Genomic DNA, 26,542 nt, shown 5'->3' on the forward strand with positions numbered 1-26,542 from the left:
AACTCAAGGCAAAAAAAACCCGACCTCGCTAAAGCGGCAGTCGGGCAGGAGCACTCAGGAGCAACAAGTGCAAAGGGAGGTTCGATACGCGTACTTGAAGGGTTTGCGTGGAGCGATATAAACACCACGCGATTATGTGACGATTAAAACGTCAGGCGACCTGTGCCAGCAGCGCTTTGGCGTGGTTGATGCCCTTCTCCTGGAAGTCACCGCTCAAGTTCACGCCTTCGGCATGAATGAAGGTGACGTCATGAATCCCGATAAAGGCCATGACCTGGCGCAGGTACGGCTCCTGATGGTCGGAGCTGGCGCCGGTGTGGATGCCACCGCGTGCGGTCAGCACAATAGCGCGCTTGCCGGTCAGCAAACCCTGCGGGCCGGTGGCGGTGTACTTGAAGGTCACACCGGCACGCAACACGTGGTCCAGCCAGGCTTTGAGGGTGCTGGGAATGGCGAAGTTGTACATCGGCGCGGCCATCACCAGCACATCGGCGGCGAGCAATTCGTCGGTCAGTTCGTTGGAGCGGTCCAGGGACGCCTGCTCGACGCGGCTGCGCTGGTCGGCGGGTTTCATCCAGCCGCCGAGCAGGTTGGCGTCCAGGTGCGGAACCGGGTTGAGGGCCACATCACGCACAGTGATCTGATCCGCCGGGTGGGCGGCCTGCCATTGGCTGATGAACTGTTGAGTCAGCTGGCGGGAGATCGAATCCTGCTGGCGGGCGCTGCTTTCGATGATCAGAACATTGGACATGGCTGGGTAGGCTCCATCTGTAAATGCTGTAAGACGATGGAGTGAAGATTAAACAGAGCCAATTCGATAAAAAAGCGTAAAAAACTGCTACAACCCATCTATAAATTTGTTTATAAGCGGAGTATTGCTGTGGGCATGCTCCGCTGCCGGTTTATTTTGGGGTGCAGGTCAGTGCGATACGCATTTTGATAATGGCGCGGCTGAAATTCACCGTGGTGTTGGTGGTTTTCCCCGCCGCAACTGTGACCTTGCGAGTACGCGGGGCTTCCGGGCCGTTGGTAAAACGCACCTTGCACTCCGCATCATTTGAGCCGTAATTGGTCAGTCGGATCGAACTAATATTGCTGTCGACATCCGAGGCGCTGTAATCGATCTTCACACCCTGAATGTCTTTCGTCACATCGGTGCTGAATGCAAACGCGCCCATCGGCAGCAGCGCCAGCAACACACAACAGAATTTTCTCATTCGGCAGTCTCCAATAAGGACCGCCAGCTTAGGACAAGAGGAGCTCATCTTGAAAGCGCCCCGCGTTACCCTCGATCAATGGCGCACGCTGCAGGCTGTGGTCGACCACGGTGGCTTCGCCCAGGCGGCTGAAGCACTGCACCGTTCGCAGTCCTCGGTGAGCTACACCGTGGCCCGCATGCAAGACCAGCTCGGCGTGCCATTGCTGCGCATCGACGGACGCAAGGCCGTGCTCACCGAGGCCGGTGAAGTGCTGTTGCGCCGCTCGCGGCAACTGGTCAAAAACGCCAGCCAACTGGAAGACCTCGCCCATCATATGGAACAGGGCTGGGAAGCCGAAGTACGCCTGGTGGTGGACGCCGCCTACCCGAATGCACGCCTGGTGCGCGCGCTCACCGCCTTTATGCCGCAAAGCCGTGGCTGCCGCGTGCGCCTGCGTGAAGAAGTGCTGTCGGGCGTTGAAGAGCTGTTGATGGATGGCATGGCGGACCTGGCCATCAGCGGCTTCATCATTCCAGGCTACCTGGGCACCGAAATGAGCGACGTGGAATTTATCGCTGTGGCCCACCCCGACCACTCACTGCATCGCCTGAACCGCGAGTTGAGCTTCCAGGACCTGGAAAGCCAGATGCAAGTGGTGATCCGTGACTCTGGCCGCCAGCAGCCGCGCGACGTCGGCTGGCTCGGCGCCGAACAGCGCTGGACCGTCGGCAGCTTGCCCACCGCCGCCACCTTCGTCAGCAGCGGCCTGGGCTTCGCCTGGTTGCCCCGACACCTGATCGAACGCGAACTCAAGGATGGCCTGCTCAAGCAGCTGCCATTGGAAAAGGGCGGCAGCCGCAACCCGACGTTCTACCTGTACTCGAACAAAGACAAACCCCTGGGGCCGGCCACGCAGATTCTTATCGATTTGTTGCGCACCTTCGACACCGCTCCCCTGGACGCACCTTTCGCCGCCCCCCAGCAAGCCTGAGACGGAGTTCACCCATGGCCTGGTTCGACCACGAAGGCTGCAGCCTGCATTACGAGGAATACGGTCACGGCGCTCCGCTGATCCTGATCCACGGCCTGGGCTCCAGCAGCCAGGATTGGGAACTGCAGATTCCGGTCCTGGCCCGGCATTACCGCCTGATCGTGGTGGATATACGCGGTCACGGTCGCTCCGACAAACCCCGCGAACGCTACAGCATCCAGGGTTTTACCTTCGATCTGGTGGCGTTGATCGAACACCTGAACCTGCCGCCCGCCCATGTGGTGGGTTTATCAATGGGCGGCATGATCGCATTCCAGCTGGCCGTGGACGACCCCGCTCAGGTCAAGAGCCTGTGCATCGTCAACAGCGCGCCCGAGGTCAAGGTGCGCAGCGCCGATGATTACTGGCAATGGGCCAAGCGCTGGAGCCTGGCGCGCGTGCTTAGCCTTGCCACCATCGGCAAAGCGCTGGGCGATCGGCTGTTCCCCAAACCCGAGCAAGCCGACCTGCGGCGCAAAATGGCCGAACGCTGGGCAAAAAACGACAAACGTGCTTATCTCGCCAGCTTCGATGCGATTGTCGGCTGGGGCGTGCAGGAACAACTTTCCAGAATTACCTGTCCTACCCTGGTCATCAGCGCCGACCACGACTACACCCCCGTGGCGCAGAAAGAAAACTATGTAAAACTGCTGCCCGATGCGCGGCTGGTGGTAATCGAAGATTCCCGCCATGCCACGCCCTTGGATCAACCCGAAGTCTTTAACGCTACCTTGCTCGATTTTCTAAAGACAGTCGAAACCACTACCCAGGATCACTGACCCATGCTGAAAAAAATCGCCTTCTTTGCCGGCTCCGTATTGTTCGCAGCCAACCTGATGGCTGCTGAGCCTGCCAAGGCCCCTCACGTCCTGATCACCACCACCAATGGCGACATTGAAATCGAACTGGACCCGGTCAAGGCGCCGATCAGTACCAAGAACTTCCTGGCCTATGTCGACAAAGGCTTCTACACCAACACCATTTTCCACCGCGTGATCCCGGGTTTCATGGTCCAGGGCGGCGGTTTCACCGCGCAGATGTCGCAGAAGCCGACCGAAGCACCGATCAAGAACGAAGCCAGCAACGGCCTGCATAACGTTCGTGGCACCTTGTCGATGGCACGCACCAACGATCCAAATTCGGCCACCAGCCAATTCTTCATCAACGTGGCTGACAATGCCTTCCTCGACCCTGGCCGCGATGCGGGTTATGCCGTGTTCGCCAAGGTGGTCAAGGGCATGGACGTCGTCGACGTCATCGTCAACTCGCAAACCACTACCAAGCAAGGCATGCAGAACGTGCCAATCGATCCTGTTGTGATCAAGTCGGCCAAGCGCATCGACTGAGGTCCGCAGCAAGCTCCGCACGCGGCCCACAACGCTGCGTGCGCATTTGAAAGGAGAGCCCGCAACGCGGGCGTCAGACTGAATGCTCTATCGTCGCTTTGAACAACTGATCGACATTTTCCGCGACGCTCCCAGCGCCGCCCCTCCTGATAAAGTCCTGCCCTTCTACCTCTACTACCTGCGCCAGGTGTGGCCAAGTTTTGCCGCCTTGCTGGTGGTCGGCCTGATCGGCGCGTTGATCGAAGTGGCATTGTTCAGCTACCTCAGCCGCATTATCGATTTGGCCCAAGGCACGCCGCCCGCCAACTTCTTCCAGATTCACAGCGCCGAGCTGATCTGGATGGCCGTGGTTGCCCTGCTGCTGCGCCCGATCTTCAATGGCCTGCATGACTTACTGGTGCACCAGACCATCAACCCAGGCATGACCAGCCTGATCCGCTGGCAGAACCATAGCTACGTACTCAAGCAGAGCTTGAACTTCTTCCAGAACGATTTCGCCGGGCGCATTGCCCAGCGCATCATGCAAACCGGCAACTCCTTGCGCGATTCGGCAGTGGCGACCGCGGAAGCCATCTGGCACGTGTCGATCTACGCCATCAGCGCCCTGGTGCTGTTTGCCGAGGCGGACTGGCGCCTGATGATCCCGCTGATCACCTGGATCATTCTTTACAGCCTTGCGTTGCGTTACTTCGTGCCTCGCGTGAAAGAACGCTCGGTGATTTCCTCCGAGGCGCGCTCCAAATTGATGGGCCGCATTGTCGACGGCTACACCAACATCACCACCTTGAAGCTGTTCGCCCATACGCAAAATGAGCAGGAATACGCCAAGGAAGCGATCATCGAGCAGACCGAAAAAACCCAGTTGGCCGCGCGCGTGCTCACCAGCATGGACGTGGTGATCTGCACCTTGAACGGCGTGCTGATCGTCACCACCACCGGCCTGGCGTTGTGGCTGTGGACGCAGTCACTGATTTCGGTGGGCGCCATCGCCCTCGCCACAGGCCTGGTGATCCGTATCGTCAACATGTCCGGCTGGATCATGTGGGTGGTCAACGGCATCTTCGAAAACATCGGCATGGTGCAGGACGGCCTGAAAACCATCGCTGCACCACTGGCAGTGACCGACCGCGACAATGCCCCGCGCCTGAACGTGCCGCACGGCGAAGTGCGTTTCGAGCAGGTGGATTTCCACTATGGCAAAAAGAGCGGGATCATTGGCGGCCTGAACCTTCAGATCAAGGCCGGTGAGAAAATCGGCCTGATCGGCCCCTCCGGCGCGGGCAAATCAACCCTGGTCAACTTGTTGCTGCGCCTGTACGACCTGCAAGGCGGGCGCATCCTGATCGACGGCCAGAACATCGCCGAAGTCGCCCAGGAGTCCTTGCGTGCACAGATCGGCATGATCACCCAGGACACCTCGCTGCTGCACCGCTCGATCCGTGACAACTTGCTGTACGGCAAGCCGGATGCCACCGATGAGGAACTCAACGCCGCCATCCACAAAGCCCGCGCCGATGAATTCATCCCGCTGCTGTCGGATGCCGAAGGGCGCACAGGGCTGGATGCGCACGTGGGCGAGCGCGGGGTGAAACTCTCGGGCGGGCAACGTCAGCGCATTGCCATTGCGCGGGTGCTGCTCAAGGACGCGCCGCTTCTGATCATGGACGAGGCCACCTCGGCACTCGATTCGGAAGTGGAAGCGGCGATTCAGGAAAGCCTGGAGACCTTAATGCAAGGCAAGACGGTGATTGCGATTGCGCACCGGTTGTCGACCATTGCGCGCATGGACCGGCTGGTAGTGCTGGAGAAAGGCCAGATTGCCGAGACCGGCAGCCATGCCGAACTGCTGGCCCATGGCGGCTTGTATGCCAGGTTGTGGCAGCACCAAACGGGTGGGTTCGTCGGCATCGATTAAAAACACACCGCAAAACAGTGTGGGAGCTGGCTTGCCTGCGATAGCGCACTGTCAGTACCGAATTGGTTATCTGGCACACCGCAATCGCAGGCAAGCCAGCTCCCACCTTTAATCAGCGCCAAGCCCCTAATCCACGGGCCCCTGGCGCTTTTTTTATGGCCTGGATTTGTATCAAAAGCGTGCTGTAATCAGTGCAGTGCCTAGAGGGGCGCTGAAGTAAATCTGCAGGGAGCATCACTGATTTGCTGATTCGGTAGAGCTATCTATCAAGGACGTGTCGCATGTCTTTGTTCAAACGTTCAATCACAGAGGGGTTAGGTACGTTTTGGCTGGTGTTGGGCGGTTGCGGGAGTGCGGTGTTGGCCGCAGCGTTTCCCGCCGTCGGGATCGGGTTCCTCGGTGTGGCCCTGGCCTTCGGGCTGACGGTGCTGACCATGGCGTTTGCCATCGGGCATATCAGCGGGTGCCACCTCAACCCGGCAGTGTCAGTGGGGCTGGTCGTGGGCGGGCGGTTTCCGGCCAGGGAGTTACCGGCTTACATCGTCGCGCAGGTAATCGGCGCCACTGTCGCCGCTGCGCTGTTGTACTTCATTGCCAGTGGCAAGCCGGGGTTCGAACTGGCGTCGGGCCTGGCCTCCAACGGCTACGGCGAGCATTCGCCGGGTGGCTACTCGATGGCTGCGGGGTTTGTCTGTGAGCTGGTGATGACGGCGATGTTCGTGCTGATCATCCTCGGCGCCACCGACCGTCGTGCTCCGCCGGGTCTTGCACCCATCGCCATCGGCCTGGCCTTGACCTTGATCCACTTGATCTCCATTCCCGTGACCAACACTTCGGTCAACCCGGCCCGCAGTACCGGCCCGGCACTGATCGTCGGCGGATGGGCGATCCAGCAGTTGTGGATGTTCTGGCTGGCGCCGATCCTCGGTGCTGTAATCGGCGGCGTGACCTATCGATGGCTGGGCAAGGAGCAGCCAGCCTGAGGCAAACGGGTTCAGCCCTGCCGATAAGGCAGGGCTGCCCTTGCCTCTTCGGCATACGCCAGAATCCCAACCCGCTCGCGCTCCAGAAAGTCTTCCACGGCATTCTTCAAACCCGGATGGCGCAGGTAGTGCCATGACCGTGTGATCACCGGTTCAAAGCCGCGAATCAACTTGTGTTCGCCCTGGGCGCCAGCGTCAAAACGTTGCAGGCCGTGGGCGATGGCGTAGTCCATACCTTGGTAGAAGCAGGTTTCGAAGTGCAGGCGGTCGAACTCCGCCAGGCAGCCCCAGTAGCGGCCATAGAAACTGTCGCCACCGATCAGGCTGAAGGCCATGGCCACCGGGCGTGCGCCTTGTTTGGCCAGCACCACGCGGATCGCCTCGGGCATGCGTTCGGCCAGCAGGCTGAAAAAGGCGCGGGTCAGGTAGGGTGACTGGCGACGCACCGCGTAGGTGTTGGCGTAACAGGCGTAGACAAAATCCCACTGCGCCTCGCTTAACTCGTGGCCTTGCAACCATTCAAAATCGATGCCCTGCCCCGCCACTTGCTCGCGCTCTTTGCGCATTTGTTTGCGCTTGCGTGAACTCAAGGCATCGAGGAAGTCCTGGAAGTCGCGATAGCCGCGGTTTTGCCAATGGAACTGGCAGCCCAGGCGCTGCAACCAACCCGTCTGCCCAGCTAATGCGGCATCGGCCAACGGGTCGGTGAAGTTGATATGGGCACTGGAGAGCCCTTCGATTTCCAGATACCCGGGCAAGCTACCCAGCAGTTCAACCCCGTCCTCGGCATTCCTGGCCAACAAACGTGGGCCACTCACCGGACTGAACGGCACCGCCGTCAGCAACTTGGGGTAGTACTCGATGCCCGCGCGCGCGCACGCATCCGCCCAGCCATGATCAAACACGTACTCGCCGTAGGAGTGCCACTTGCGGTAGCTGGGCAGGGCCGCCACCAGCCGCTCGCCTTCCCAATGCAGCAAATGCTCGGGCTGCCAACCGGACTGCGGGCCCAGGCTGGCGCTGTCTTCCAGGGCACTCAGAAAGGCGTGCCGCACAAAGGGTTGGGCCTGCGGCACCAGGGCATCCCAGACTTGCGGGGCGATTGCAGACAGCTTGTCCAGGCGTTGCAGCGGCATCGGCATCCTCACTGTTTCTTGGCGTGAAAGCCTGGCGAGTATCGCCTATCGCGGCGCCAGGCACACCTCGAAACGAGCGCGACAAACCTAGAAACAATTAGTTCCAGATTAAATAATTTGTCATCTAGGTGAAATCACTTAGCCACTACTCCGTCATAAACGATCGCGATACTGACGCCTGTTTTTAGAGCGCCTGGTTCTACCAGGCGGCTATTTTCCGTCCGTCATCGGTCGGTTGTGTCCTGGATGGTTTGCCATCCCTCCTCACTTTCGGAGATTGATATGCGTCTTGCTTCCACTAAAACTGCGGCGGCCCTGTGTGGCGGCCTGTTGCTGGCCCTGAGCGTTCCGGCCAGCGCTGCAGTCGACGCTAAATTGCTCGACATGCTCAAGGCCAACGGCCAGATCACCGCTGCGCAGTACACCGAACTGCAAACGGAATTAGCCAAGGACCAGAAAGAAAAGCAGATCGCACAGCAAGCTCAACAAGAGACCAACGAGCAGATCGCGGCCACCGCGAAAAAAACCAACGACCTCAGCGTCTTCGATCAGAAGCTGGCCTGGGCCGCACGCACTCAGCTCAAGGGTGATGTGCGCTTCCGTCAGGAAACCGTGAAGATCCAGGGCGAATCCAACAACGGCGGCCGCGACAAAGACCGTCAGCGCATCCGTGCCCGCCTGGGTGCCTACACCGAAATCAACTCCCAGGTTGACACCGGCATCCGCGTGGCCACCGGCAGCAGCGACGACGCGCGCTCCACCAACCAGGACCAGGACAACTACTTCGACAAGAAGTCGATCTGGCTGGACCTGGGCTACATCGACTACCACCCGGACCAGATCAAGAACCTGCACGTGATCGGCGGCAAGATGCTGCAGCCGTGGGTAAACATGGGCGACGTGATCTGGGATAGCGACATCAACCCTGAAGGCCTGGCCGTCACCTACAAGTACCCATTGGGCGGCAGCGCCGAGCTGTTCGGCAGCCTGGGTAACTACAACCTCAAGGACAACGTAGACGGCGACGGCGTGCAATTTCGCCACGACCTGCGCCTGACCTCCGGCCAGTTGGGCACGCGCTTCTCGCTCACCGACAACCTGAAAATGACCCTGGGCGGCAGCGTCTACGCCTACCAGAACGACAAGGACAGCCGCTGCACAACCACCACCACGCCATGCGCGCTGGCGGTCAACGGCAACTCGGCCAACAACGAATTCCGCCTGTATGAAGGCTTTGCCCAAGCCGACATCGGCGGCCTGGCCGTGCCTTTGGCGTTCTACGGCCAGTACGTGAAAAACAACGATGCGGTGACCGACCAGGACACCGCCTGGTTGATCGGTGCCAAATCCAAGGTGTTCGGTTTCAACCTGGACTACAACTACCGCGATACGCAACGTGATGCAGTGGTTGGCGCCTTCACCGATTCGGACTTCGCCAACGGCACCACCGGTTCGCGCGGTCACAAGCTCAAAGTCAGCTACGACATCGACAAGAACTTCGCCCTCGGCGCCACGTACTTCCTGACCAAGGCTGACTACGCCAGCCGCACGCAGCGTGATGCCAACACCAACACCTTGCAGTTGGATGCTGAAGCCAAGTTCTAAATGTGCATGCAATAACCCTTGGGCCAGGACGGCCCGAGGGGGTTTCAACAGCCTTGCGTGGGTGGGTCGATCCCCATCATCCGTTCGACTCACCCACGCGAGCCTGCCTCTTTCCCACCGTTACTGATCTTTGAGCCTTTCGGCCACCAGCCGATCAGCCAGTGCATCAGCGTCCTTTACCGGCTCCTCCGGCATGATCTTCAAAGTCGCCTGCATCAGGCGCATCTGACGAATAAATCGCCGGCAGTTGGGGCAGAACATCAAGTGATGACGCACCAGCAAACGCTCTCGAAAGGTCAATTGCCCATCGAGGTAGTCACTGGACCGCGCCACTTGTTCCTTACAGGTCAACATTCGCCCGTTTCCTCAAAATGCTCCACCGTGGCGAAGACTTTAAGCCGTGCTCGATGCAACAGCACACGGACATTGGAGAGCGAGAGGGTCAGAAGATTACAAATCTCCTCCAACTCCAGGCCCTGACGTTCACGCAACACCAATACGCTGCTTTGCAGCTCCGACAAGCTCAGGATTGTATGCTCCAGGCATTTGCGCAGTTCATCCTCGGTCAGCAAGGCTTCCGGGGTGTCCTGGTGCCAGGCGTAAGGCGCAACGGCCCAGTGGCCGTCGTCGGGGACGAAGCGGTCATCGCCAATGGTGCCGTGGGGCGAAGGCAAATCGTCGAGCAATACTTCCCGGCGATTCTGTTTGTAGCGGCCCTTGGCAGAATTGGCGGTGATGGTCAGCAGCCAGGTTTTGAGGCTGGAGCGCCCTTCGAACTTGGCCAGGTTACGCACCACTGACAACCAGGCGTCTTGCACCACTTCATCGGCGTGGCGCTGGCCGACAATGGCATAGGCTACCGCGCGCATTGCACTCTGGTAGGTGGTGACCAGTTCCTTGTAGGCCCGCTGCTCGCCCTTGAGCAGCCGTTCAAGCAGGTGCGCGTCGTCCGCTGCTGCCATTCAAACCTCGATCTTGCCTTGGAAATAGGATCAATGTGGGAGCTGGCTTGCCTGCGATGAAGGCACCTCGGTGGATCAGTCACACCACAGTGATGCCATCGCAGGCAAGCCAGCTCCCACAAGATTAGCGCTTGCGCAGGATCACGCTGCCGATCGAGTAACCCGCACCGAACGAGCTGAGCACTGCAACCGAGCCCTTGGGCAGATCGTCCTGATAGGTGTGAAACGCGATCACCGAGCCCGCCGAGCTGGTATTGGCGTATGTATCAAGGATCACCGGCGCTTCTTCCACCGAGGCTTCGCGGCCCAGCAGCTTCTTCACAATCAGGTGGTTCATGCTCAGGTTGGCCTGGTGCAGCCAGAAGCGCTTCACGTCGGTCACGCTCAGCTGGTTTTCTTGCAGGTGTACACCGATCAACTCGGCAACCATCGGGCAGACATCACGGAAGACTTTGCGGCCTTCCTGCACGAACAGCTTGTCCGGGGCGCCGATGCCTTCTTCGGCGGTACGGTTGAGGAAACCGAAATTGTTGCGGATGTTATTGGAAAACTTGGTCAGCAGCTTGGTGCTGACCACGTCGAACTGGTGCTCGGAGGTCGCCAGATCAGCACGCTCAAGAATCACCGCCGTGGCCGCATCACCGAAGATGAAATGGCTGTCGCGGTCGCGAAAATTCAAGTGGCCGGTGCAGACTTCCGGGTTGACCATCAGGATCGCCCGGGCCTGGCCCAGTTGGATGCTGTTGGCCGCGTTCTGGATGCCGAAGGTAGCCGAGGAACACGCCACGTTCATGTCGAAGCCGAAACCCTGGATGCCCAGGGCTTCCTGGACTTCAATGGCGATGGCCGGGTAGGCGCGCTGCAGGTTGGAGCAGGCGACGATCACGCCATCGATGTCGGCGGCGGTCTTGCCGGCGCGCTGCAGGGCTTGTTCGGCGGCGCCGACGGCCATCTGGCAGAGTACCGACCACTCGTCGTTGCTGCGCTCGGGCAAGCACGGGGCCATGCGCTGTGGGTCAAGGATGCCGTCCTTGTCCATCACAAAGCGGCTCTTGATGCCCGACGCTTTCTCGATAAAGGCGGCGCTGGACTCGGTCAATGCCTGCACGTCACCGCGCTCGATGGCGGCAGCGTTGTCTGAATTGAACTGTTGCACGTAAGCATTGAAAGACTGCACCAGCTCTTCGTTGGAGATGCTGTTGGCCGGGGTGTACAGGCCAGTGCCGCTGATGACGACGTTATGCACGGTCGTTCCTCTAAATCTGTCAGGCAGAGAAGATATTGGTACCGTCGTACCAAACTTTAATTCGTTCGATACCCTCCAGCGGGCATCAAACTGGCAACGCTTTATCCCATCGCACCACAGTGTTTCGCGGCGTTACCGGTCTTTATGTCTGCGAAGTTTGCCACAACCTCGCGCATTTGGCGCCATCCCCGGGATTAACCCCCGCAATCCACAGTGGGAGCTGGCTTGCCTGCGATGCAGACACTGCGGTGTATCAGCCAAACGGCGGTGATGCCATCGCAGGCAAGCCAGCTCCCACAGGGGTTGGGCGTTGCCTGGAGGATCGAGGAAGAATTCAGGCCTCGACCAGGCTCCACTGTTTGCTCAAACGCTTATCGGAAATCGGCACCTTGGTGCCCAACTGCTGGGCAAACAGCGACACCCTGTATTCCTCCAACCACCAGCGGTAAAGTTCCAACTGCGGGTCGCGCTTGCCTTCCTGGGCATGTTTGTTCAAACGGTTCTGGTACTGCGCCCACAGGCCGCCCAACTCCGAGCTCCAGACCCGATCCTTTTGCACCTGGCTTGGCAACTTCTCCAGGCGCAGCTCGATGGCCTTGAGAAAGCGCGGCAATTCCTTGAACCACTGCGCCGGGGTTTCGCGCACAAAACCGGGATACACCAGGTTGCTGAGTTGCTGTTTGATGTCGTTCAACGCCACCGCCTGGGCCAGGTCGATCTTGCCTTTGAAGCGTTTCTGCAAGCCATGCCAGAGTTTCAGCACGTCCAGGGTCAAGCGCGCCAGGCGTTCGGCGTGTTCGGTCCAACTGCCGCGCTTGCGTTCGGCCAACGCAGCCAGACCCGCGCCGTCACGCGGCAGGCTGGCTTCGCCTTCGAGCACGCAGGTGTCGAGGCTGGCCAACAGAATATCTTCCACCAGCGCATCAATGCGCCCCAGCTCGCGGTACATCAGGCCCAGCTCAGTCAACCCAGGCAATTTGCCGCGCAGGAATTTTGCCGGTTCCGCCAGTTGCTGCATGAGCAGGCGCTGCAAGGCGCGGCGGTGCTGAAACTCGGCTTCGGCGGCAGTGGAGAAACGCCCTTCCTTGACCGTGCCGTTTTCTTCGACCAGTGCCGGATACACCGTCATCGACAGGCCAGCAATCTTTTGCTGGGTCTTTTCCGCCACGGCGGCAAACACCTTGGCTTCCACCGGCTGTTGGCTTTTCGCGGTTTGCGGTACAGCCAATGCGGCCTGGCTGGCCTCGGCGAAACGTGCGGTCAGCTCGGCCAGGTCGCGGCCTTCGCCCAGGAACTTGCCCTGGCCGTCAACCACCTCCAGGTTCATCTTCAGGTGGCTTTCCACCTGCTGCGCCGCCTCGGCCCAGGCTTCATCGCTGACCCGCGCGCCGGTCATGCGCAGCAATTCGCGGCCCAGCGCCTGGGGCAACGAGCCCTGGCCAAATTCGATACGTTGCAGGGCGGCCTTGACGAAATCCGGCACCGGCACAAAGTTCTTGCGCAGCGCCTTGGGCAAGTTGCGCACCAGCGCAATGCACTTGGCTTCGATCACACCCGGCACCAGCCACTCCAGGCGCTCAGGCGGCAACGCCGGCAACAGCGGCGCCGGTACGCGCAGGGTTACGCCGTCGCGGGGGTGGTTGGGTTCAAAGTGGTAACTCAGGGCCAGTTCCAGGTCGCCCAGGTGCAGGGTGTCGGGGTAATGCGCGGCGGTGACTTCACTGGCCTCGCGGGCCAGCACGTCTTCTTCACGCATGATCAGCAGTTGCGGGTCTTTCTGGCTGTTGACCTTGTACCAACTGTCGAACGTGGCGGTCTGGTGGATCTCTGCCGGCAAGCGCGCGTCATAAAAGGCGTACAGGGTTTCTTCATCCGCCAGAATGTCGCGACGACGGGCCTTGGCCTCCAGTTCATCGAGCTGTTCCAGCAGTTGCTGGTTGGCCGTGAGGCACTTGGCGCGGGATTGAATCTCGCCGCGTACCAACCCTTCACGAATAAACAACTCGCGGGACACCACCGGGTCAATCGGCCCGTAATGTACCGGCCGGCGCCCGACCACAATCAGCCCGAACAGGGTGATCTGCTCAAACGCCACCACTTGACCGCGCTTCTTTTCCCAGTGCGGTTCGAAGTGGTTTTTCTTGATCAGGTGCCCGGCCAGCGGCTCGATCCAGTCGGCATCGATCTTGGCGACCATGCGCGCATACAGCTTGGTGGTTTCCACCAGTTCGGCGGTCATCAGCCATTGCGGACGTTTTTTGCCGATGCCCGAGGACGGGTGAATCCAGAAGCGCCGCTGCCGTGCGCCCAGGTAATCGCCGTCTTCGGTTTTCTGGCCGATCTGGCTGAGTAAACCGGACAGCACCGCCTTGTGCAGTTTCGCAAAGTCGGCCGGCTCCTTGTTGACCGTCAGCTGCATATCGCGGCAGATCAGGCTCAACTGGCGATGGGAGTCACGCCACTCGCGCAGGCGCAGGTAATTCAGGAAGTTCTTGCGGCACCAGTTGCGCAATGGGCTGGCGGTCAGTGCCTGGCGCTGTTCTTCAAAGCCGCGCCACAGATTGACCAGCCCGGCGAAGTCCGAATCTGCATCCTTCCATTGCGCGTGGGCCTGGTCGGCGGCTTGCTGGCGCTCCGGCGGACGCTCGCGTGGGTCCTGGATCGACATGGCACTGGCCACAATCAACACTTCCTGCAAACTGCCAAGCTTGGCCGCTTCGAGCAGCATGCGGCCCATGCGCGGGTCCACCGGCAAGCGCGCCAACTGCCGGCCCAGGGGCGTGAGCTGGCTGTTGCGGTCGACTGCCGAGAGCTCTTGCAGCAGGTTAAAACCGTCGCTGATCGCCTTGCCATCCGGCGGCTCGATAAACGGGAAGTCAGTGATTTCGCCCAGGCGCAGGTGCAGCATCTGCAAGATCACGGCGGCGAGGTTGGTGCGCAGGATTTCCGGGTCGGTAAATTCCGGGCGGCCGATAAAATCTTCTTCGCTGTACAAACGAATGCAAATGCCCGGCTCAACCCGGCCGCAGCGGCCTTTACGCTGGTTGGCACTGGCCTGGGAAATCGCCTCGATCGGCAGGCGCTGCACCTTGGCGCGGTAGCTGTAGCGGCTAATGCGCGCGGTGCCGCTGTCGATCACATAGCGAATGCCCGGCACGGTCAGCGAGGTTTCCGCGACGTTGGTCGCCAACACCACGCGGCGGCCTGGGTGGGACTGGAAAATCCGCTGCTGTTCGGCCGGCGACAGGCGCGCGTAGAGCGGCAGAATTTCAGTGTGCTTGAGCTGGGCCTTGCGCAGCATGTCGGCGGCGTCGCGAATTTCGCGTTCGCCCGGCAAAAACACCAGCACATCGCCGGGGCTGCGGCGTTCGCTGCGCTCATAGGCGGCAATTTCGTCGAGGGTGGCGAGGATCGCCTGGTCGACCGTCAAGTCATCCTCGACGCGGTTGCCCTCCTCGTCCTGCTCCAGCGTCAACGGGCGATACCAGGTGTCGACCGGGAACGTGCGGCCCGAGACCTCGACAATCGGCGCATCGTCGAAGTGCTTGGAAAAGCGTTCCAGGTCGATGGTCGCCGAGGTGATGATGACTTTCAGGTCCGGGCGGCGCGGCAGCAGGGTTTTCAGGTAGCCGAGCAGGAAGTCGATGTTCAGGCTGCGTTCGTGGGCTTCGTCGACGATGATGGTGTCGTAGCGTTCCAGATAACGGTCGTTCTGGGTTTCCGCCAGCAAAATGCCGTCGGTCATCAGCTTGATCAGCGTGTTGGAATCGCTCTGGTCTTCAAAACGCACCTGATAGCCGACCAGCGCGCCCAATGGCGTGGCCAGCTCTTCGGCAACCCGGCTGGCGACGCTGCGCGCAGCAATCCGGCGCGGCTGGGTGTGGCCGATCAGGCCGTACTGGCCGCGCCCAATCTCCAGGCAGATCTTCGGCAACTGGGTGGTTTTACCCGAACCGGTTTCGCCGGCAATGATCAGCACCTGATGCTTGTTTAGCGCCTCTTTGATCTCGTCACGCTTGGCCGCGATCGGCAGGCTGTCGTCATAGCGAATCACTGGCAGGCTGGCACGCCGCGCGGTGACTTGGGCGCAGGACGCCTGCATACGCGTGACCCACTGCGCCAGCTTCTCCTCGTCGGGCTTCTTGCGCAGCTCAAGCAACTGGCGCCGCAAGCGGTGGCGGTCGGCGAGCATGGCGTGATCGAGGTTTTTGAGCAGTTGGTCGATAGCGGGCGCTTGGTCAGTCATCAGGTACTTTGCAGGTCGTCTATTTATGCACGGCCGACAAGTGTGGCAGAAAAGCGGCTGATCTGGCAGACGGCTAAGTAAACCGGATCAAATGTGGGAGCAACTGTCTTAACCCACGCTCCTCTGTGGCGAGCAGGCTTGCCCTGCGCTGGGCTGCGCAGCAGCCCCATTGTAGACACCGAGATACTCCTGAAAGAACTCTGAGTCTGTTTTTGGGGCCGCTGCGCAGCCCAACGCAGGGCAAGCCTGCTCGCCACAACAGCCCACTTCGCACAGACGTTGTTAAAAATTCCTATGGCTATCGGGAGCAAGCCTCCTCCCAAACGGTATATGCGTTTACAGCGGGTCTTTGCGCCGATACGGAAACACATCAATCACCTTGCCGGCGCGAATCGCTTCCTGCAGGCCTTTCCAGTAGTCGGCGTTGTACAACTCACCATGCAACTCGTCGAACAGCTTGCGCTGGCCGGCGTCGGCGAACAGGAACGGCGGGAACTCTTCCGGGAACACGTCCAGCGGGCCGATGGAGTACCAGGGCTCCGAGGCCATTTCATCTTCAGGCGTGCGCGGCGCGGGGATGTGGCGGAAATTGGCTTCGGTGAGAAAGCAGATCTCGTCATAGTCATAGAACACCACACGACCGTGGCGGGTGACGCCGAAGTTCTTCAGCAGCATGTCGCCGGGGAAGATGTTCGCCGCCGCCAGTTGCTTGATCGCCAGGCCATAGTCTTCCAGGGCTTCGCGCACCTGGGCGGGGTTGGCGTTGTCCAGGTAGAGGTTGAGCGGGGTCATGCGCCGCTCGGTCCAGCAGTGGCGAATCAGTACCGTATCGCCCTCCACCTGCACCGTGCCGGCGGCGACTTCCAGTAACTCGACCAGGCATTCGGGCTCGAATTTGCTCAAGGGAAAACGGAAATCGGCAAACTCCTGGGTGTCGGCCATGCGCCCCACACGGTCAACACTTTTGACCAGCCGGTACTTCTCGATCACCGTGGCGCGGTTGACGTTCTTCGACGGCGAAAAACGGTCCTTGATGATCTTGAACACGGTGTTGAAGCCCGGCAGCGTGAACACACTCATGACCATGCCGCGCACGCCGGGCGCCATGATGAATTGATCATCGGTGGTCGCCAGGTGGTTGATCAACGCGCGGTAAAATTCCGACTTGCCATGTTTGTAAAACCCGATCGAGGTGTACAACTCGGCAATGTGCTTGCCCGGCAGGATGCGCTTGAGAAAGCCGATAAACTCGGCCGGCACCGGCACATCGACCATGAAGTAGGAGCGCGTGAAGGAGAAGATGATCGACACATCGGCTTCGTCGGTGATCAGCGCATCGATCTGGATGCCGCGCCCTTCGCGGTGCAACAACGGGATCACCAGTGGCCACTGCTCGTCGCGGGTAAAAATGCGCCCAACCAGATAGGCGCCTTTATTCCGGTAAAGCACCGACGAAAACAGCTCGATGCTCAGCTGCGGGTCTTTGCACACCCAATCCGGCAGGTTTTCGCGCAACTGCGCCTGGAGGCGGCGCAGGTCGCCGTCGAGGTCGGCGTAGGCTTCGCTGAAGCGGTAATCGGCGAAGATCTGCGCCAGCGTCGCCGCCAGGTCGCCCGCAGGCTTATAGGTACGCGTTTGCGCCGCACGTGCCCGGCGCAGGCTGGGCCGCGTGGTGTGGATGAACATGCAGCCGTCGCTGATCAGGTCATGGCTGAACAGCCCGCAAAAGATCGAGTTGTACCAGGTCTCGGACAGCTCATCGTCAAAACGCAGGTCGATCAGGCCGATGTACGCGCTTTTGACCAATGGCCACTCGTCCACTGCCAGCAACGCCGCCTCATCGAAGTGGGCACGCAGACGCGCCGTGACTTCAGCGACCTTCTCTTCATACAAATTGATCCGCGCCGCCGATGCCGCCTGCCCTTGCTGCCACTGAGCCTTTTCGAAACGCTCGCGGGCGCCGTCGGTGATCTGGCGAAAATGCTCACGGTAATCGTCGAAGCCATCGAGGATCATGCGGGCAATGGCAGGGGCGGATGGCGACATGCGGGAAACCTCGAACGGGTATCTGGATGCCTGAGCTTAGCCAGTGAATCGAGGCAGGAGAAGGATGATTTGCACGGCCTGACTGTACAACATCATGCAATTTGTACATTTATTTTCAGTTTTCACCAATCGACCGTACGGTCAGCAAAAACACCATAAAGTCGCGCCGCCCACCGCTACAGGCCTGGAGCTGCGGGGCTTGACGCTCATTGCCAGGAAACCGCGCAAACCTGTGAGTTCTCAACGTATGTAACACCCTTGATACCACTTAGGGGAAACCCCGATTACCACCTTGATGGCACTTTGATATATAGCGCGCCCTTCCCAACCTAACAAGGTCTGAAGACCGACCCGGGAACCGGTTCAAATCGCCTAAGGAGCACTAAGATGTCATTGAGGAATATGCCGATCGGTCTGCGCGCCAGCCTGAGTTTTGGGGTGTTGGCCAGCATGCTGGTGATCGTCGGAATGTTTGGCCTGGGGCAGATGGCCAAGCTGCGCGAAAGCGCGTTGGTGATTGAAGAATCGTGGATGCCGAGCATCGAGAATATCCACGACGCTGCCGCCTGCATCGCCAGCATCCGCCTGGAGTCGATGCGCATGGCGACCACCGACGAATCACGGATCCGCGACAACAGCAAAAGCCTGATCGCCAACCAGCGCAGCGAACTCAACACCCTGCTGGAGCACCACGCAGACCTGCTCAGCGGCGACGACGAACGCGCCATGCTCAAGCAGCTCAACATCAATGTGAACACTTACAACAGTATCGTCAGCCAGATGGTGGAGCTGGTCGACAAGGATCAACAGCAAGACGCCATCGACCTGCTCAGCACGCGCCTCGGCCCGCAGGGCACGCTCCTGAATAAAAGCCTGGAGGACATGATTACCTTCAACCAAAAAGGCGTGGAAACCGCAGCAGACGCGGCGGCGCAGATGTATACCAGCGCGCAGTGGGTGGTCGGCCTGATCATTGTGTGCGCGCTGATCGCGACCTTGTTGCTCGCCTGGCTGCTGACCCGCAGCATCACCGCCCCGCTCGGCCAGGCCCTGGCCGTGGCGCGCACCATTGCCGGTGGTGATTTGAGCCAGCCCGTCGTGGTCAAAGGCAGCGACGAACCGGCGCAACTGTTGACGGCCCTGGCCACCATGCAGGACCAGTTGCGCACCACCCTCCATGGCATCAGCGAGTCGGCGCAGCAACTGGCGTCCGCAGCCGAAGAGATGAGTTCGGTGATGGAGCAGAGCACCCGTGGCTTGCAAGCGCAGAACGATGAGATCGAACAGGCCGCCACCGCCGTCAACGAGATGAGTGCGGCAGTGGACGAAGTCGCGGCCAATGCGGTGTCCAGCGCCGAGGCATCCAAGGCCTCCGACGAAGACAGCAAGCACGGTCATTACCAGATCAGCGAAACCATCAGCTCGATCCAGAACCTGGTGGACGAAGTGCTCGGCGCCTCGAACAAGGCCGAAGGGTTGGCCGTACAAGCCCAGGACATCAGCAAAGTGCTGGAAGTGATCCGCGGCATCGCCGGGCAAACCAACCTGCTGGCGCTGAATGCCGCCATCGAAGCCGCCCGCGCAGGTGAGGCCGGGCGTGGGTTTGCAGTGGTGGCCGACGAGGTGCGCTCGCTGGCGCAACGCACCCAGGACTCCACCGAAGAAATCGAGCAGATGATCAACGGCATCCAGCAAGGTACCCAAGGCACCGTCGAAGCGCTCAACAGCAGCGCCGAGCACGCCGGCCAGACCTTGCAGCGGGCCAACAACGCCGGCAGCGCCCTGGAAAAAATCACCGCCGCCATCTCGCAAATCAGTGAACGCAACCTGGTGATCGCCAGCGCCGCCGAGCAACAGGCCCTGGTGGCCCGCGATGTCGACCGCAGCCTGGTGAACATCCGCGACCTGTCGACCCAGACCGCCGCCGGTGCCACCCAGACCTCGGCGGCCAGCCACGAATTGTCGCGCCTGGCGGTGGACCTCAACGGCATGGTCACGCGGTTTGTCCTGTAATTAGCGATTGTGTCGCGCAGGCCACTGGGCAACACTCGCCGCCTTATTGATGTAGGAGTGTTCCGTGAGACCTGTCGACACCCTGTACCTGTTGGGGCTGGCTGCCATTTGGGGCGCCAGCTTCCTGTTCATGCGCATCATTGCGCCGGAAATCGGCACGGTGCCGACTGCGTTTTTTCGCGTGTCGATTGCTGCCGCCGGGTTGCTGGTGATCCTCACGATGATGCGCGTGAACTGGGACTTCCAGGGCAAGTTCAAGACCGTGCTGCTGCTCGGCGTGATCAACTCCGGGATTCCCGCCACCATGTACTCCGTGGCGGCCCAGGTGCTGCCGGCAGGCTACTCGGCGATCTTCAACGCCACCACGCCGTTGATGGGCGTGTTGATTGGCGGGTTGTTCTTCAGTGAACGCCTGACCCCTTCGAAAATCGCAGGTGTGTGTTTGGGCCTGTTTGGCGTAGGAGTCCTGACCCGTGCCGGGCCGGTAGCCTTTGATCTGGACTTGTTGATGGGCGCACTAGCCTGCCTGCTGGCCACCACGTGCTACGGCTTTGCCGGTTTCCTTGCGCGGCGCTGGCTCGATCAACGTGGCGGCCTGGACAGCCGACTTGCGGCGTTGGGCAGCATGCTCGGCGCTACCCTGTTCTTACTGCCGTTCTTTGCCTACAGCGCCATCAGCCATCCACCAGCGAGCTGGGGTGGTTGGCAGGTATGGTCTTCGTTGCTGGGGTTGGGGCTGGTGTGTACGGCGTTTGCCTACATCCTGTACTTCCGTTTGCTGTCGTCCATTGGGCCGGTGAAGTCGATGACGGTGACGTTTATGATTCCGCCGTTTGGGGTGTTGTGGGGGGCGTTGTTGCTGGGGGAGCCGTTGTCGATGGCGCATTTGTATGGGGGGGTGTTGATTGGGGGGGCGTTGTGGTTGGTGTTGCGCCGAACACATTGACTAAGGCGCTGTAAAGTCAGCAGGCTTGCTGCCCTTTTTTGAACCGACAATCGTCAAAACAAACGGCCAATTACCCTCGTGTCCACTCCCAACCTGAGTGGACGCGTTAAGACTACTGAAACGAGGATTCGACTAAGGGAAGGTTTCAGCATCCACCAAACTTTTGGCATTTGTGTCTTTAGCCGAAAGTGTAGGCGGTTCGGAAATCGGCCACTCAATAGCGACATCCGCGTCATTCCACGCAAGACTGCGCTCGTGCTCCGGCGCCCAATAATCGGTCGTTTTGTAGAGAAACTCAGCCGATTCCGAAAGCACCACAAAACCATGGGCGAACCCTTCCGGTATCCAGAGCTGCGCACGGTTACTGGCACTGAGGTGGGCGCCCACCCACTTGCCGAATGTAGGCGAGCTTTGACGTAAGTCCACGGCCACGTCAAAGACTTCTCCTTGTACAACACGAACTAGCTTTCCTTGGGCCTGCTTGATCTGGTAATGCAGCCCGCGAAGTACGCCGCGCACTGACTTGGAATGGTTGTCTTGCACGAATTGAACAGGTTTTCCGACGGCCTCTTCGAAAACTTTCTGATTGAAACTTTCATAGAAAAAACCGCGCTCGTCCCCGAATACGTTCGGTTCAAACAGAAGAACATCTGGAATGGCGAGGGAAGTGGCTTTCATCTTTACGATGTCTCCAAGGTGTTATCAGAGCCGGCTTGGCGGCGGTACAGGGCAAATAAACTTAAGGCAACATCACACGATGCCGCCTTACAGTCGGCTCTTTAAAAAATCTTTTCGTGCAGCAGGCGCTTCAGGTATTTACCGTAACCGCTTTTAGAAAGCGGTGCCGCAAGCATCTCCAACTGCTCTGCATCAATCCACTTTTGACGAAATGCAATCTCTTCGGGGCAAGCCACTTTAAGCCCCTGACGATGCTCGAGCGTAGCGATGAAACTACTGGCCTCCAGCAACGAATCGTGGGTGCCGGTGTCGAGCCATGCATAACCGCGGCCCATGATTTCCACCGACAGCTTGCCGCGTTCCATATAAACACGGTTGAGATCAGTAATCTCGAGTTCGCCACGAGGTGATGGCTTGATGCTCTTGGCAATTTCAACGACGTCGTGGTCGTAGAAATAAAGGCCTGTTACCGCGTAATTTGACTTGGGTTGCAGCGGTTTCTCTTCAAGACTGATGGCTTTGCCTTGCGCATCAAAATCTACAACGCCATAACGCTCCGGATCGTTCACGTGGTAGGCAAAAACGCTGGCGCCGTCCTCACGCAGCATCGCACTCTTGAGCAGCTCATCAAAATGATGACCGTGGTAGATATTGTCACCCAACACCAAGGCAGACAGATCATTACCAATAAACTCCTCACCGATAATGAACGCTTGGGCCAGGCCGTCCGGTGATGCTTGTACGGCATAGGAGATATTCAACCCCCAATTACTGCCATCCCCCAAAAGCTGTTCGAAGCGCGGGGTGTCCTGCGGCGTGGAAATAATCAGAATGTCGCGGATACCTGCCAACATCAATGTGGTCAGCGGATAATAAATCATCGGCTTGTCATAAACGGGCAGCAGCTGCTTGGAAATAGCCAGGGTCGCAGGGTGCAGGCGTGTGCCCGAACCACCCGCCAAAATAATTCCTTTACGTTTGAGCATTTTCATTTCTCTAGAATTTCTATCAGCATCCGTGCCACACCGCCCTGCCAATCTGGCAAACGAAGTGAGAAGGCATTCTGCAATTTGTGAGTGTTAAGTCGAGAGTTGCCCGGGCGCTTGGCAGGTGTCGGATACGCAGTGGTCGCAATCGCACCTATCGATGCAGGCGCAACCTTGAGTACCACACCGGCCGCTTGCGCTTGCTCGAGTACAAAACGAGCGTAGCGGTGCCAGGTGGTCTCGCCTGCAGCCGCAAGATGGTAAACGCCTCCCAGTTGAGGGTCCATGCGCATCGCGCGGATAGCATGAGCAGTGACATCCGCCAGAAGGTCCGCGCCGGTCGGCGTGCCAAACTGATCGTCGATGACATTCAGGCTGTCACACTCGATAGCCAGGCGCAGCATGGTTTTGGCGAAGTTGTTACCTCGCGCTGCGTACACCCAACTTGTACGGAAGATAAGATGCGCGCAACCAGATGTCTGAATGGCGTGCTCACCTTGTAGCTTGGTAGTGCCATAAACGCTCAGAGGCCCCGTCGGGTCGCTTTCCTGCCAGGGCGTATCGCCGTCGCCGGCGAACACATAGTCAGTCGAATAATGCACCAGTAAGGCATTCAGCTTTCGGGCTTCTGCTGCCAATACTGCCGGAGCCTCAGCGTTGACTCGCAACGCTTGCTCAGGCTCACTTTCGGCCTTATCAACGGCAGTGTAGGCCGCGGCGTTAACAATTATGTCAGGCGCAAAGCGCTGCACAGTGGCCGCCAATCCTTTCAAGTCGGCCAAGTCACCGCAGTAATCCTGGCTTTTTGAGTCCAGCGCCAGGACTTGACCCAAAGGCGCCAAACTGCGTTGGAGTTCCCAGCCTACCTGGCCATTTTTGCCCAGCAGAAGAATCCTCATGCCATTTGGCCGGAGTAATTATTCTCCACGCAACCCGATACAAAACCTGCATCGATAAAGCCTGAACCACCGGTTACTAAAATAATCATTAAGTCACATCTTTTTCTGTAGGGTTGCAAGAACGGGCCCGAGGTTCCTCTGTCCACATCGGCCAGCCGCCCCCCAGCCTTCGTCGTGTAAAACATCTCGACGAGTAACGCACAAGTCACCCGATTGAAAACCATCGTGTGGCTGCATGCAACCATCTGAACGAGCAGGGTTGGCAAGCGCGGGATGTGACGGGTGCGCAAGGAACCCGCTCGACGCCGGATACCCGCCTCTTCTCAGCACCACCAAAATAGCGACGGTCGCTGACAGAGGGAACTCGTACAGTAACTTTGTCACCTGCAGCTTATTTTAGTTGCAGTTAGTGTCCAGATAGTACCCGCCGCCAGGCACTACCTCAACGATCGCTATTCGGGGGGAGATCAACGGGGTTGAACACGCTCTCTCAAGGCTCGCTTAAAGAAGGGATCATCCCCATCGAGTGCCGAGTTCCCGTTTCGATAACGACAATTGCAACGGCATCGGGATTGAACTGTTCAATGAGATCCGTTCGAAAAAAACCATCTTGCACGTGAGCCATCACGATCGTATCAAAATGCTTTTTCAGGAGTGGCAGCAACTCAGTTGAAAATGAATCTCTCAGGAGCAGCAGGGTTTTTCCAGTCTTGGCCTCGGTGTGAAGAACCTGCGGTGCAACCCAGCTATGGTTATCGCTTAAAAAAGTGGTTTTTTCGGGTGGATGGGTCTGCATACCCGCAAATGACACACGATCGTGCGGGACAAAATCTGATATCCCCAACATCAACGACAAATCTCTCGGAGTACCCGCCTTCGTAACCGGAACCGGGGTAAAGGCGGCCATCGGCAAAGGCTGCAGGTCGGCGAAATCTTTAGACATCCTTGTCATTAACTGCTGATAAGCAATATAGGCACCCAATCCTGTCCAATGCGTGTCGAACTCATCATAAAGTTTTTGATTTTGGCGCTCCAAGAAAATAGCTTCCCGCGGGTCGATAATTTGGTCGAAGCCTGCTTTTCTTGAAGCGTTGATGATCTCATCGATTTCGGTAGTCACGCGAACTTCAGGCATCCATTTGGGTCGATTTTCGGGATAAATATCCTCCTTGACCGGGGCCACCATGAAGTAAAACTTCGTATCTCTTTTCTTCAGATAATCTACCCGCTGCCTGAACCCACTCACCCAAGCATCAACACTCGGTTTGTCCAAAATAAGGCTACCCGACATCAGAGACAGATGACTACCGTCGTCATAAAAAAGCCAACCATTCTGCCCCACAATGATGCGTTTCGAGCCTGAGTAACCCACCGTGTATCGGACAAAATTCAGCCGCGTAATCATCTGGGTGCGAAGTGGAAACTGGTCAATCACAAACGCATCCAGTTTCGCCGGTAACGCCGCCCATTCAGGAACACTTTTCGGAAAAGGAGGGAGGCTCGCCAGCACCCTGTTTTCCGCCATTTCGGGTTCCTTAACTTTGAATAAAGGAAACACATGAACGACGGTCATTATCAGAATCACGCCAACAATCAAGAACCACCAATGGTACGTAAGCTTGGTCTCTGTTGGCAGTTCGACACTTTCGGAAACATGGCTCATATGCACGCCTTAGAATCGGAAATAAAGAAATGGGTTAAGCGTACTGCTGGCAAGCAAGAACATGCAGCATCCCCACCCAACTAGCAGAAAATAGGCTGGCAGTGCATGAACGTCCGCCGCATCTCTACCGTGCATGCCAGGCTCCGTAGAACCATTGACTTTGGTTAACCTAAGCTGTGTTCCTAACCAAGGAATAACAGGAAATGAAAGGATGGCTCCGGCGATGAGGGCCAAGACTGTTTCAGGCGTCATCCAGACCATCATGGGCTGCCATACTTGTACGGCACCTCCGAATCCCACCAGCGCCTTGATGATGATCCAAGCCTGGTCAAAACTATCGGCTCTGAAGTACACCCACCCCACCATGACTACAGCCAAAGTGTACGCCCGAGCCAGTAGAGCGGGAGCCGCTTCGAGTATGCCTTTTAAGAACACCCTCTCCAGCACGACAAACAAGCCGTGAAACATGCCCCAAAATATGAAAGTCCACGCCGCACCATGCCAAAGGCCTGTGACAAAAAAACTATCAGCAGGTTTCGAACCGTTGAAATCTCTCCTCCACGGCTGCCCCCCAACGGAATATAGACATAGTCCCTAAACCAAAAAGATAGGGACATATGCCAGCGACGCCAAAATTCGGTTATAGACTTCGAAGAGTAAGGATAGTCAAAATTTTTGGGAAACCTGAACCCCAACATAAAGGCAAGGCCAATGGCCATATTGGAGTAGCCACAGAAATCAAAGTAGATTTGCAATGTGTAGGCCAGCGTGCCAATCCAAGCGACTGCTAAGGTAACGCCCGATGGATCGAGCCCAAATAAATGGTCCGCGGCCGGTGCAACCGAGTTTGCGATCATTACCTTTTGGCACAGCCCGACGATAAAGTACTGAACACCCAGACCAAACTTCTCCACCCCTACCGTTCGATGACGCAACTCTCCTTCGATATCGGTGTATCTAACAATCGGACCCGCAACCAAATGTGGAAACATCATCACATAGGTGGAAAGGCGAACAATACTGGTCTCCGGGCGAATCGTCCGCCTGTACACCTCTACAAGGTAAGACACTAACTGAAAAATAAAGAATGAAATACCCAGTGGTAAATGCATACCAATATGAGTGGATTCAACACCGATTACCCCGGATACAATATCAACAACGAACTGGCTATACTTGAAAACACCGAGAACCAATAAATCCACAACAACAAACACAGCCAGCGCTAATTTTCGATTTCGCCCAACCGCTGCCCCTATTACTTTCCCCGCACTAAAGTTTACCGCCAACAACGCGACCAGCAGTAATAAATAGAGTCCCTCTCCCCACACATAAAATATGGCGCTTGCCGTCAGCAATACCGCATTCTTGATGCCCGTCAAATAATACAGGCACAAAAAAACAGGCAAGAAGTAAAAAATGAACACGACCGAACTGAATACCATTTCTCATTCTTCCATAGCGATTTTTTCGCGGCAATCTACCACAAAACCAGAACAACTCAACTCATTCTGAATATATTGGTCGCAAAGGGGTGTTCCTGCGCTAAAAACGCAGCCATCCGCCAGTTCAATTTGGCCAGACTGGGCATCTGTCTCTTACGCAAGGGAATTACCGACCGCTGCGTCCAAGCTCATTTGAAC

At 58.3% G+C, this 26,542-nt stretch carries 22 protein-coding genes; 8 read left to right on the forward strand and 14 right to left on the reverse strand.

Annotated features, from left to right (window positions below; genetic code table 11):
• Positions 1-151: 151 nt before the first annotated feature.
• Positions 152-751: an FMN-dependent NADH-azoreductase gene (locus tag HX790_RS07980; protein ID WP_017134849.1), complete on the reverse strand. Its 600-nt coding sequence runs from the start codon at positions 749-751 to the stop codon at positions 152-154.
• Between the two features lie 151 nt (positions 752-902).
• A complete protein-coding gene (locus tag HX790_RS07985) occupies positions 903-1,217 on the reverse strand; it encodes a 3-phosphoglycerate kinase (RefSeq protein WP_138454187.1) in 315 nt (104 codons plus the stop codon).
• Positions 1,218-1,266: 49 nt separating this feature from the next.
• Between HX790_RS07985 and HX790_RS07990 the strand changes: the two genes are divergently transcribed.
• The 5 genes from HX790_RS07990 to aqpZ all read left to right on the forward strand — a co-directional run bounded on the left by HX790_RS07990 (position 1,267) and on the right by aqpZ (position 6,473).
• Positions 1,267-2,190 (forward strand): LysR family transcriptional regulator, encoded by a 924-nt coding sequence (locus HX790_RS07990; protein WP_017134847.1) that lies wholly within the window; start codon positions 1,267-1,269, stop codon positions 2,188-2,190.
• 14 nt (positions 2,191-2,204) lie between these two features.
• Positions 2,205-3,008, forward strand: coding sequence for an alpha/beta fold hydrolase (locus tag HX790_RS07995; protein ID WP_017134846.1), 804 nt, complete (start codon positions 2,205-2,207; stop codon positions 3,006-3,008).
• Between the two features lie 3 nt (positions 3,009-3,011).
• Positions 3,012-3,575, forward strand: coding sequence for a peptidylprolyl isomerase A (locus tag HX790_RS08000; protein WP_016979352.1), 564 nt, complete (start codon positions 3,012-3,014; stop codon positions 3,573-3,575).
• Between the two features lie 82 nt (positions 3,576-3,657).
• Positions 3,658-5,490: an ABC transporter ATP-binding protein gene (locus tag HX790_RS08005; RefSeq protein ID WP_017134845.1), complete on the forward strand. Its 1,833-nt coding sequence runs from the start codon at positions 3,658-3,660 to the stop codon at positions 5,488-5,490.
• Positions 5,491-5,771: 281 nt separating this feature from the next.
• Entirely contained in the window at positions 5,772-6,473 is a 702-nt protein-coding gene (gene aqpZ, locus HX790_RS08010; protein WP_017134844.1) for an aquaporin Z, read from the forward strand.
• 11 nt (positions 6,474-6,484) lie between these two features.
• Here aqpZ and HX790_RS08015 read toward each other — a convergent pair whose 3' ends face one another.
• Complete coding sequence (locus HX790_RS08015; RefSeq protein ID WP_169984861.1) at positions 6,485-7,609, reverse strand: GNAT family N-acetyltransferase; 1,125 nt, start codon at positions 7,607-7,609, stop codon at positions 6,485-6,487.
• A 282-nt stretch (positions 7,610-7,891) separates the two neighbouring features.
• On the opposite strand from HX790_RS08015, the gene HX790_RS08020 reads away from it, so the two are divergent.
• Positions 7,892-9,214 carry a putative porin gene (locus tag HX790_RS08020; RefSeq protein ID WP_017134842.1) on the forward strand — a complete coding sequence of 441 codons (1,323 nt, stop codon included), beginning with the start codon at positions 7,892-7,894 and terminating at the stop codon, positions 9,212-9,214.
• 120 nt (positions 9,215-9,334) lie between these two features.
• On the opposite strand, the gene HX790_RS08025 is transcribed toward HX790_RS08020, so the two are convergent.
• The 5 genes from HX790_RS08025 to aceK form a co-directional block, all read right to left on the reverse strand.
• Entirely contained in the window at positions 9,335-9,568 is a 234-nt protein-coding gene (locus HX790_RS08025) for an anti-sigma factor (protein WP_017134841.1), read from the reverse strand.
• Positions 9,562-10,176: an RNA polymerase sigma factor gene (locus HX790_RS08030; RefSeq protein WP_016973332.1), complete on the reverse strand. Its 615-nt coding sequence runs from the start codon at positions 10,174-10,176 to the stop codon at positions 9,562-9,564. Before HX790_RS08030 ends, HX790_RS08025 begins: the two co-directional genes overlap by 7 nt.
• Before the next feature lie 124 nt (positions 10,177-10,300).
• Entirely contained in the window at positions 10,301-11,422 is a 1,122-nt protein-coding gene (locus HX790_RS08035) for a beta-ketoacyl-ACP synthase III (protein WP_176991410.1), read from the reverse strand.
• A 334-nt stretch (positions 11,423-11,756) separates the two neighbouring features.
• Entirely contained in the window at positions 11,757-15,668 is a 3,912-nt protein-coding gene (gene hrpA / locus HX790_RS08040) for an ATP-dependent RNA helicase HrpA (RefSeq protein ID WP_176991411.1), read from the reverse strand.
• Between the two features lie 336 nt (positions 15,669-16,004).
• Positions 16,005-17,714, reverse strand: a complete 1,710-nt coding sequence (aceK, locus tag HX790_RS08045; protein WP_176991412.1) for a bifunctional isocitrate dehydrogenase kinase/phosphatase — start codon at positions 17,712-17,714, stop codon at positions 16,005-16,007.
• Between the two features lie 450 nt (positions 17,715-18,164).
• On the opposite strand from aceK, the gene HX790_RS08050 reads away from it, so the two are divergent.
• Both HX790_RS08050 and HX790_RS08055 read left to right on the forward strand, forming a co-directional pair.
• Positions 18,165-19,727, forward strand: a complete 1,563-nt coding sequence (locus tag HX790_RS08050; RefSeq protein WP_371318499.1) for a methyl-accepting chemotaxis protein — start codon at positions 18,165-18,167, stop codon at positions 19,725-19,727.
• A 64-nt stretch (positions 19,728-19,791) separates the two neighbouring features.
• Positions 19,792-20,673: a DMT family transporter gene (locus HX790_RS08055; protein ID WP_176991413.1), complete on the forward strand. Its 882-nt coding sequence runs from the start codon at positions 19,792-19,794 to the stop codon at positions 20,671-20,673.
• Positions 20,674-20,805: 132 nt separating this feature from the next.
• On the opposite strand, the gene rfbC is transcribed toward HX790_RS08055, so the two are convergent.
• The 6 genes from rfbC to HX790_RS08085 form a co-directional block, all read right to left on the reverse strand.
• A complete protein-coding gene (gene rfbC / locus HX790_RS08060; protein ID WP_176991414.1) occupies positions 20,806-21,351 on the reverse strand; it encodes a dTDP-4-dehydrorhamnose 3,5-epimerase in 546 nt (181 codons plus the stop codon).
• A 101-nt stretch (positions 21,352-21,452) separates the two neighbouring features.
• Positions 21,453-22,337: a glucose-1-phosphate thymidylyltransferase RfbA gene (gene rfbA, locus HX790_RS08065; RefSeq protein ID WP_032865395.1), complete on the reverse strand. Its 885-nt coding sequence runs from the start codon at positions 22,335-22,337 to the stop codon at positions 21,453-21,455.
• 2 nt (positions 22,338-22,339) lie between these two features.
• Positions 22,340-23,236 carry a dTDP-4-dehydrorhamnose reductase gene (gene rfbD, locus HX790_RS08070; protein WP_017134833.1) on the reverse strand — a complete coding sequence of 299 codons (897 nt, stop codon included), beginning with the start codon at positions 23,234-23,236 and terminating at the stop codon, positions 22,340-22,342.
• Positions 23,237-23,726: 490 nt separating this feature from the next.
• Positions 23,727-24,899 carry a hypothetical protein gene (locus HX790_RS08075; protein WP_176991415.1) on the reverse strand — a complete coding sequence of 391 codons (1,173 nt, stop codon included), beginning with the start codon at positions 24,897-24,899 and terminating at the stop codon, positions 23,727-23,729.
• A 9-nt stretch (positions 24,900-24,908) separates the two neighbouring features.
• Entirely contained in the window at positions 24,909-25,355 is a 447-nt protein-coding gene (locus HX790_RS08080; protein WP_176991416.1) for a hypothetical protein, read from the reverse strand.
• On the reverse strand, positions 25,325-26,344 hold the full coding sequence (locus HX790_RS08085) for an MBOAT family protein (RefSeq protein WP_176991417.1): 1,020 nt from the start codon (positions 26,342-26,344) through the stop codon (positions 25,325-25,327). The genes HX790_RS08080 and HX790_RS08085 overlap by 31 nt, the downstream gene beginning before the upstream one ends.
• Positions 26,345-26,542 lie beyond the last annotated feature (198 nt).

The sequence above is a fragment of the Pseudomonas sp. IPO3747 genome, from assembly GCF_013385245.1.
Classification (GTDB): Bacteria; Pseudomonadota; Gammaproteobacteria; order Pseudomonadales; family Pseudomonadaceae; genus Aquipseudomonas; species Aquipseudomonas edaphica.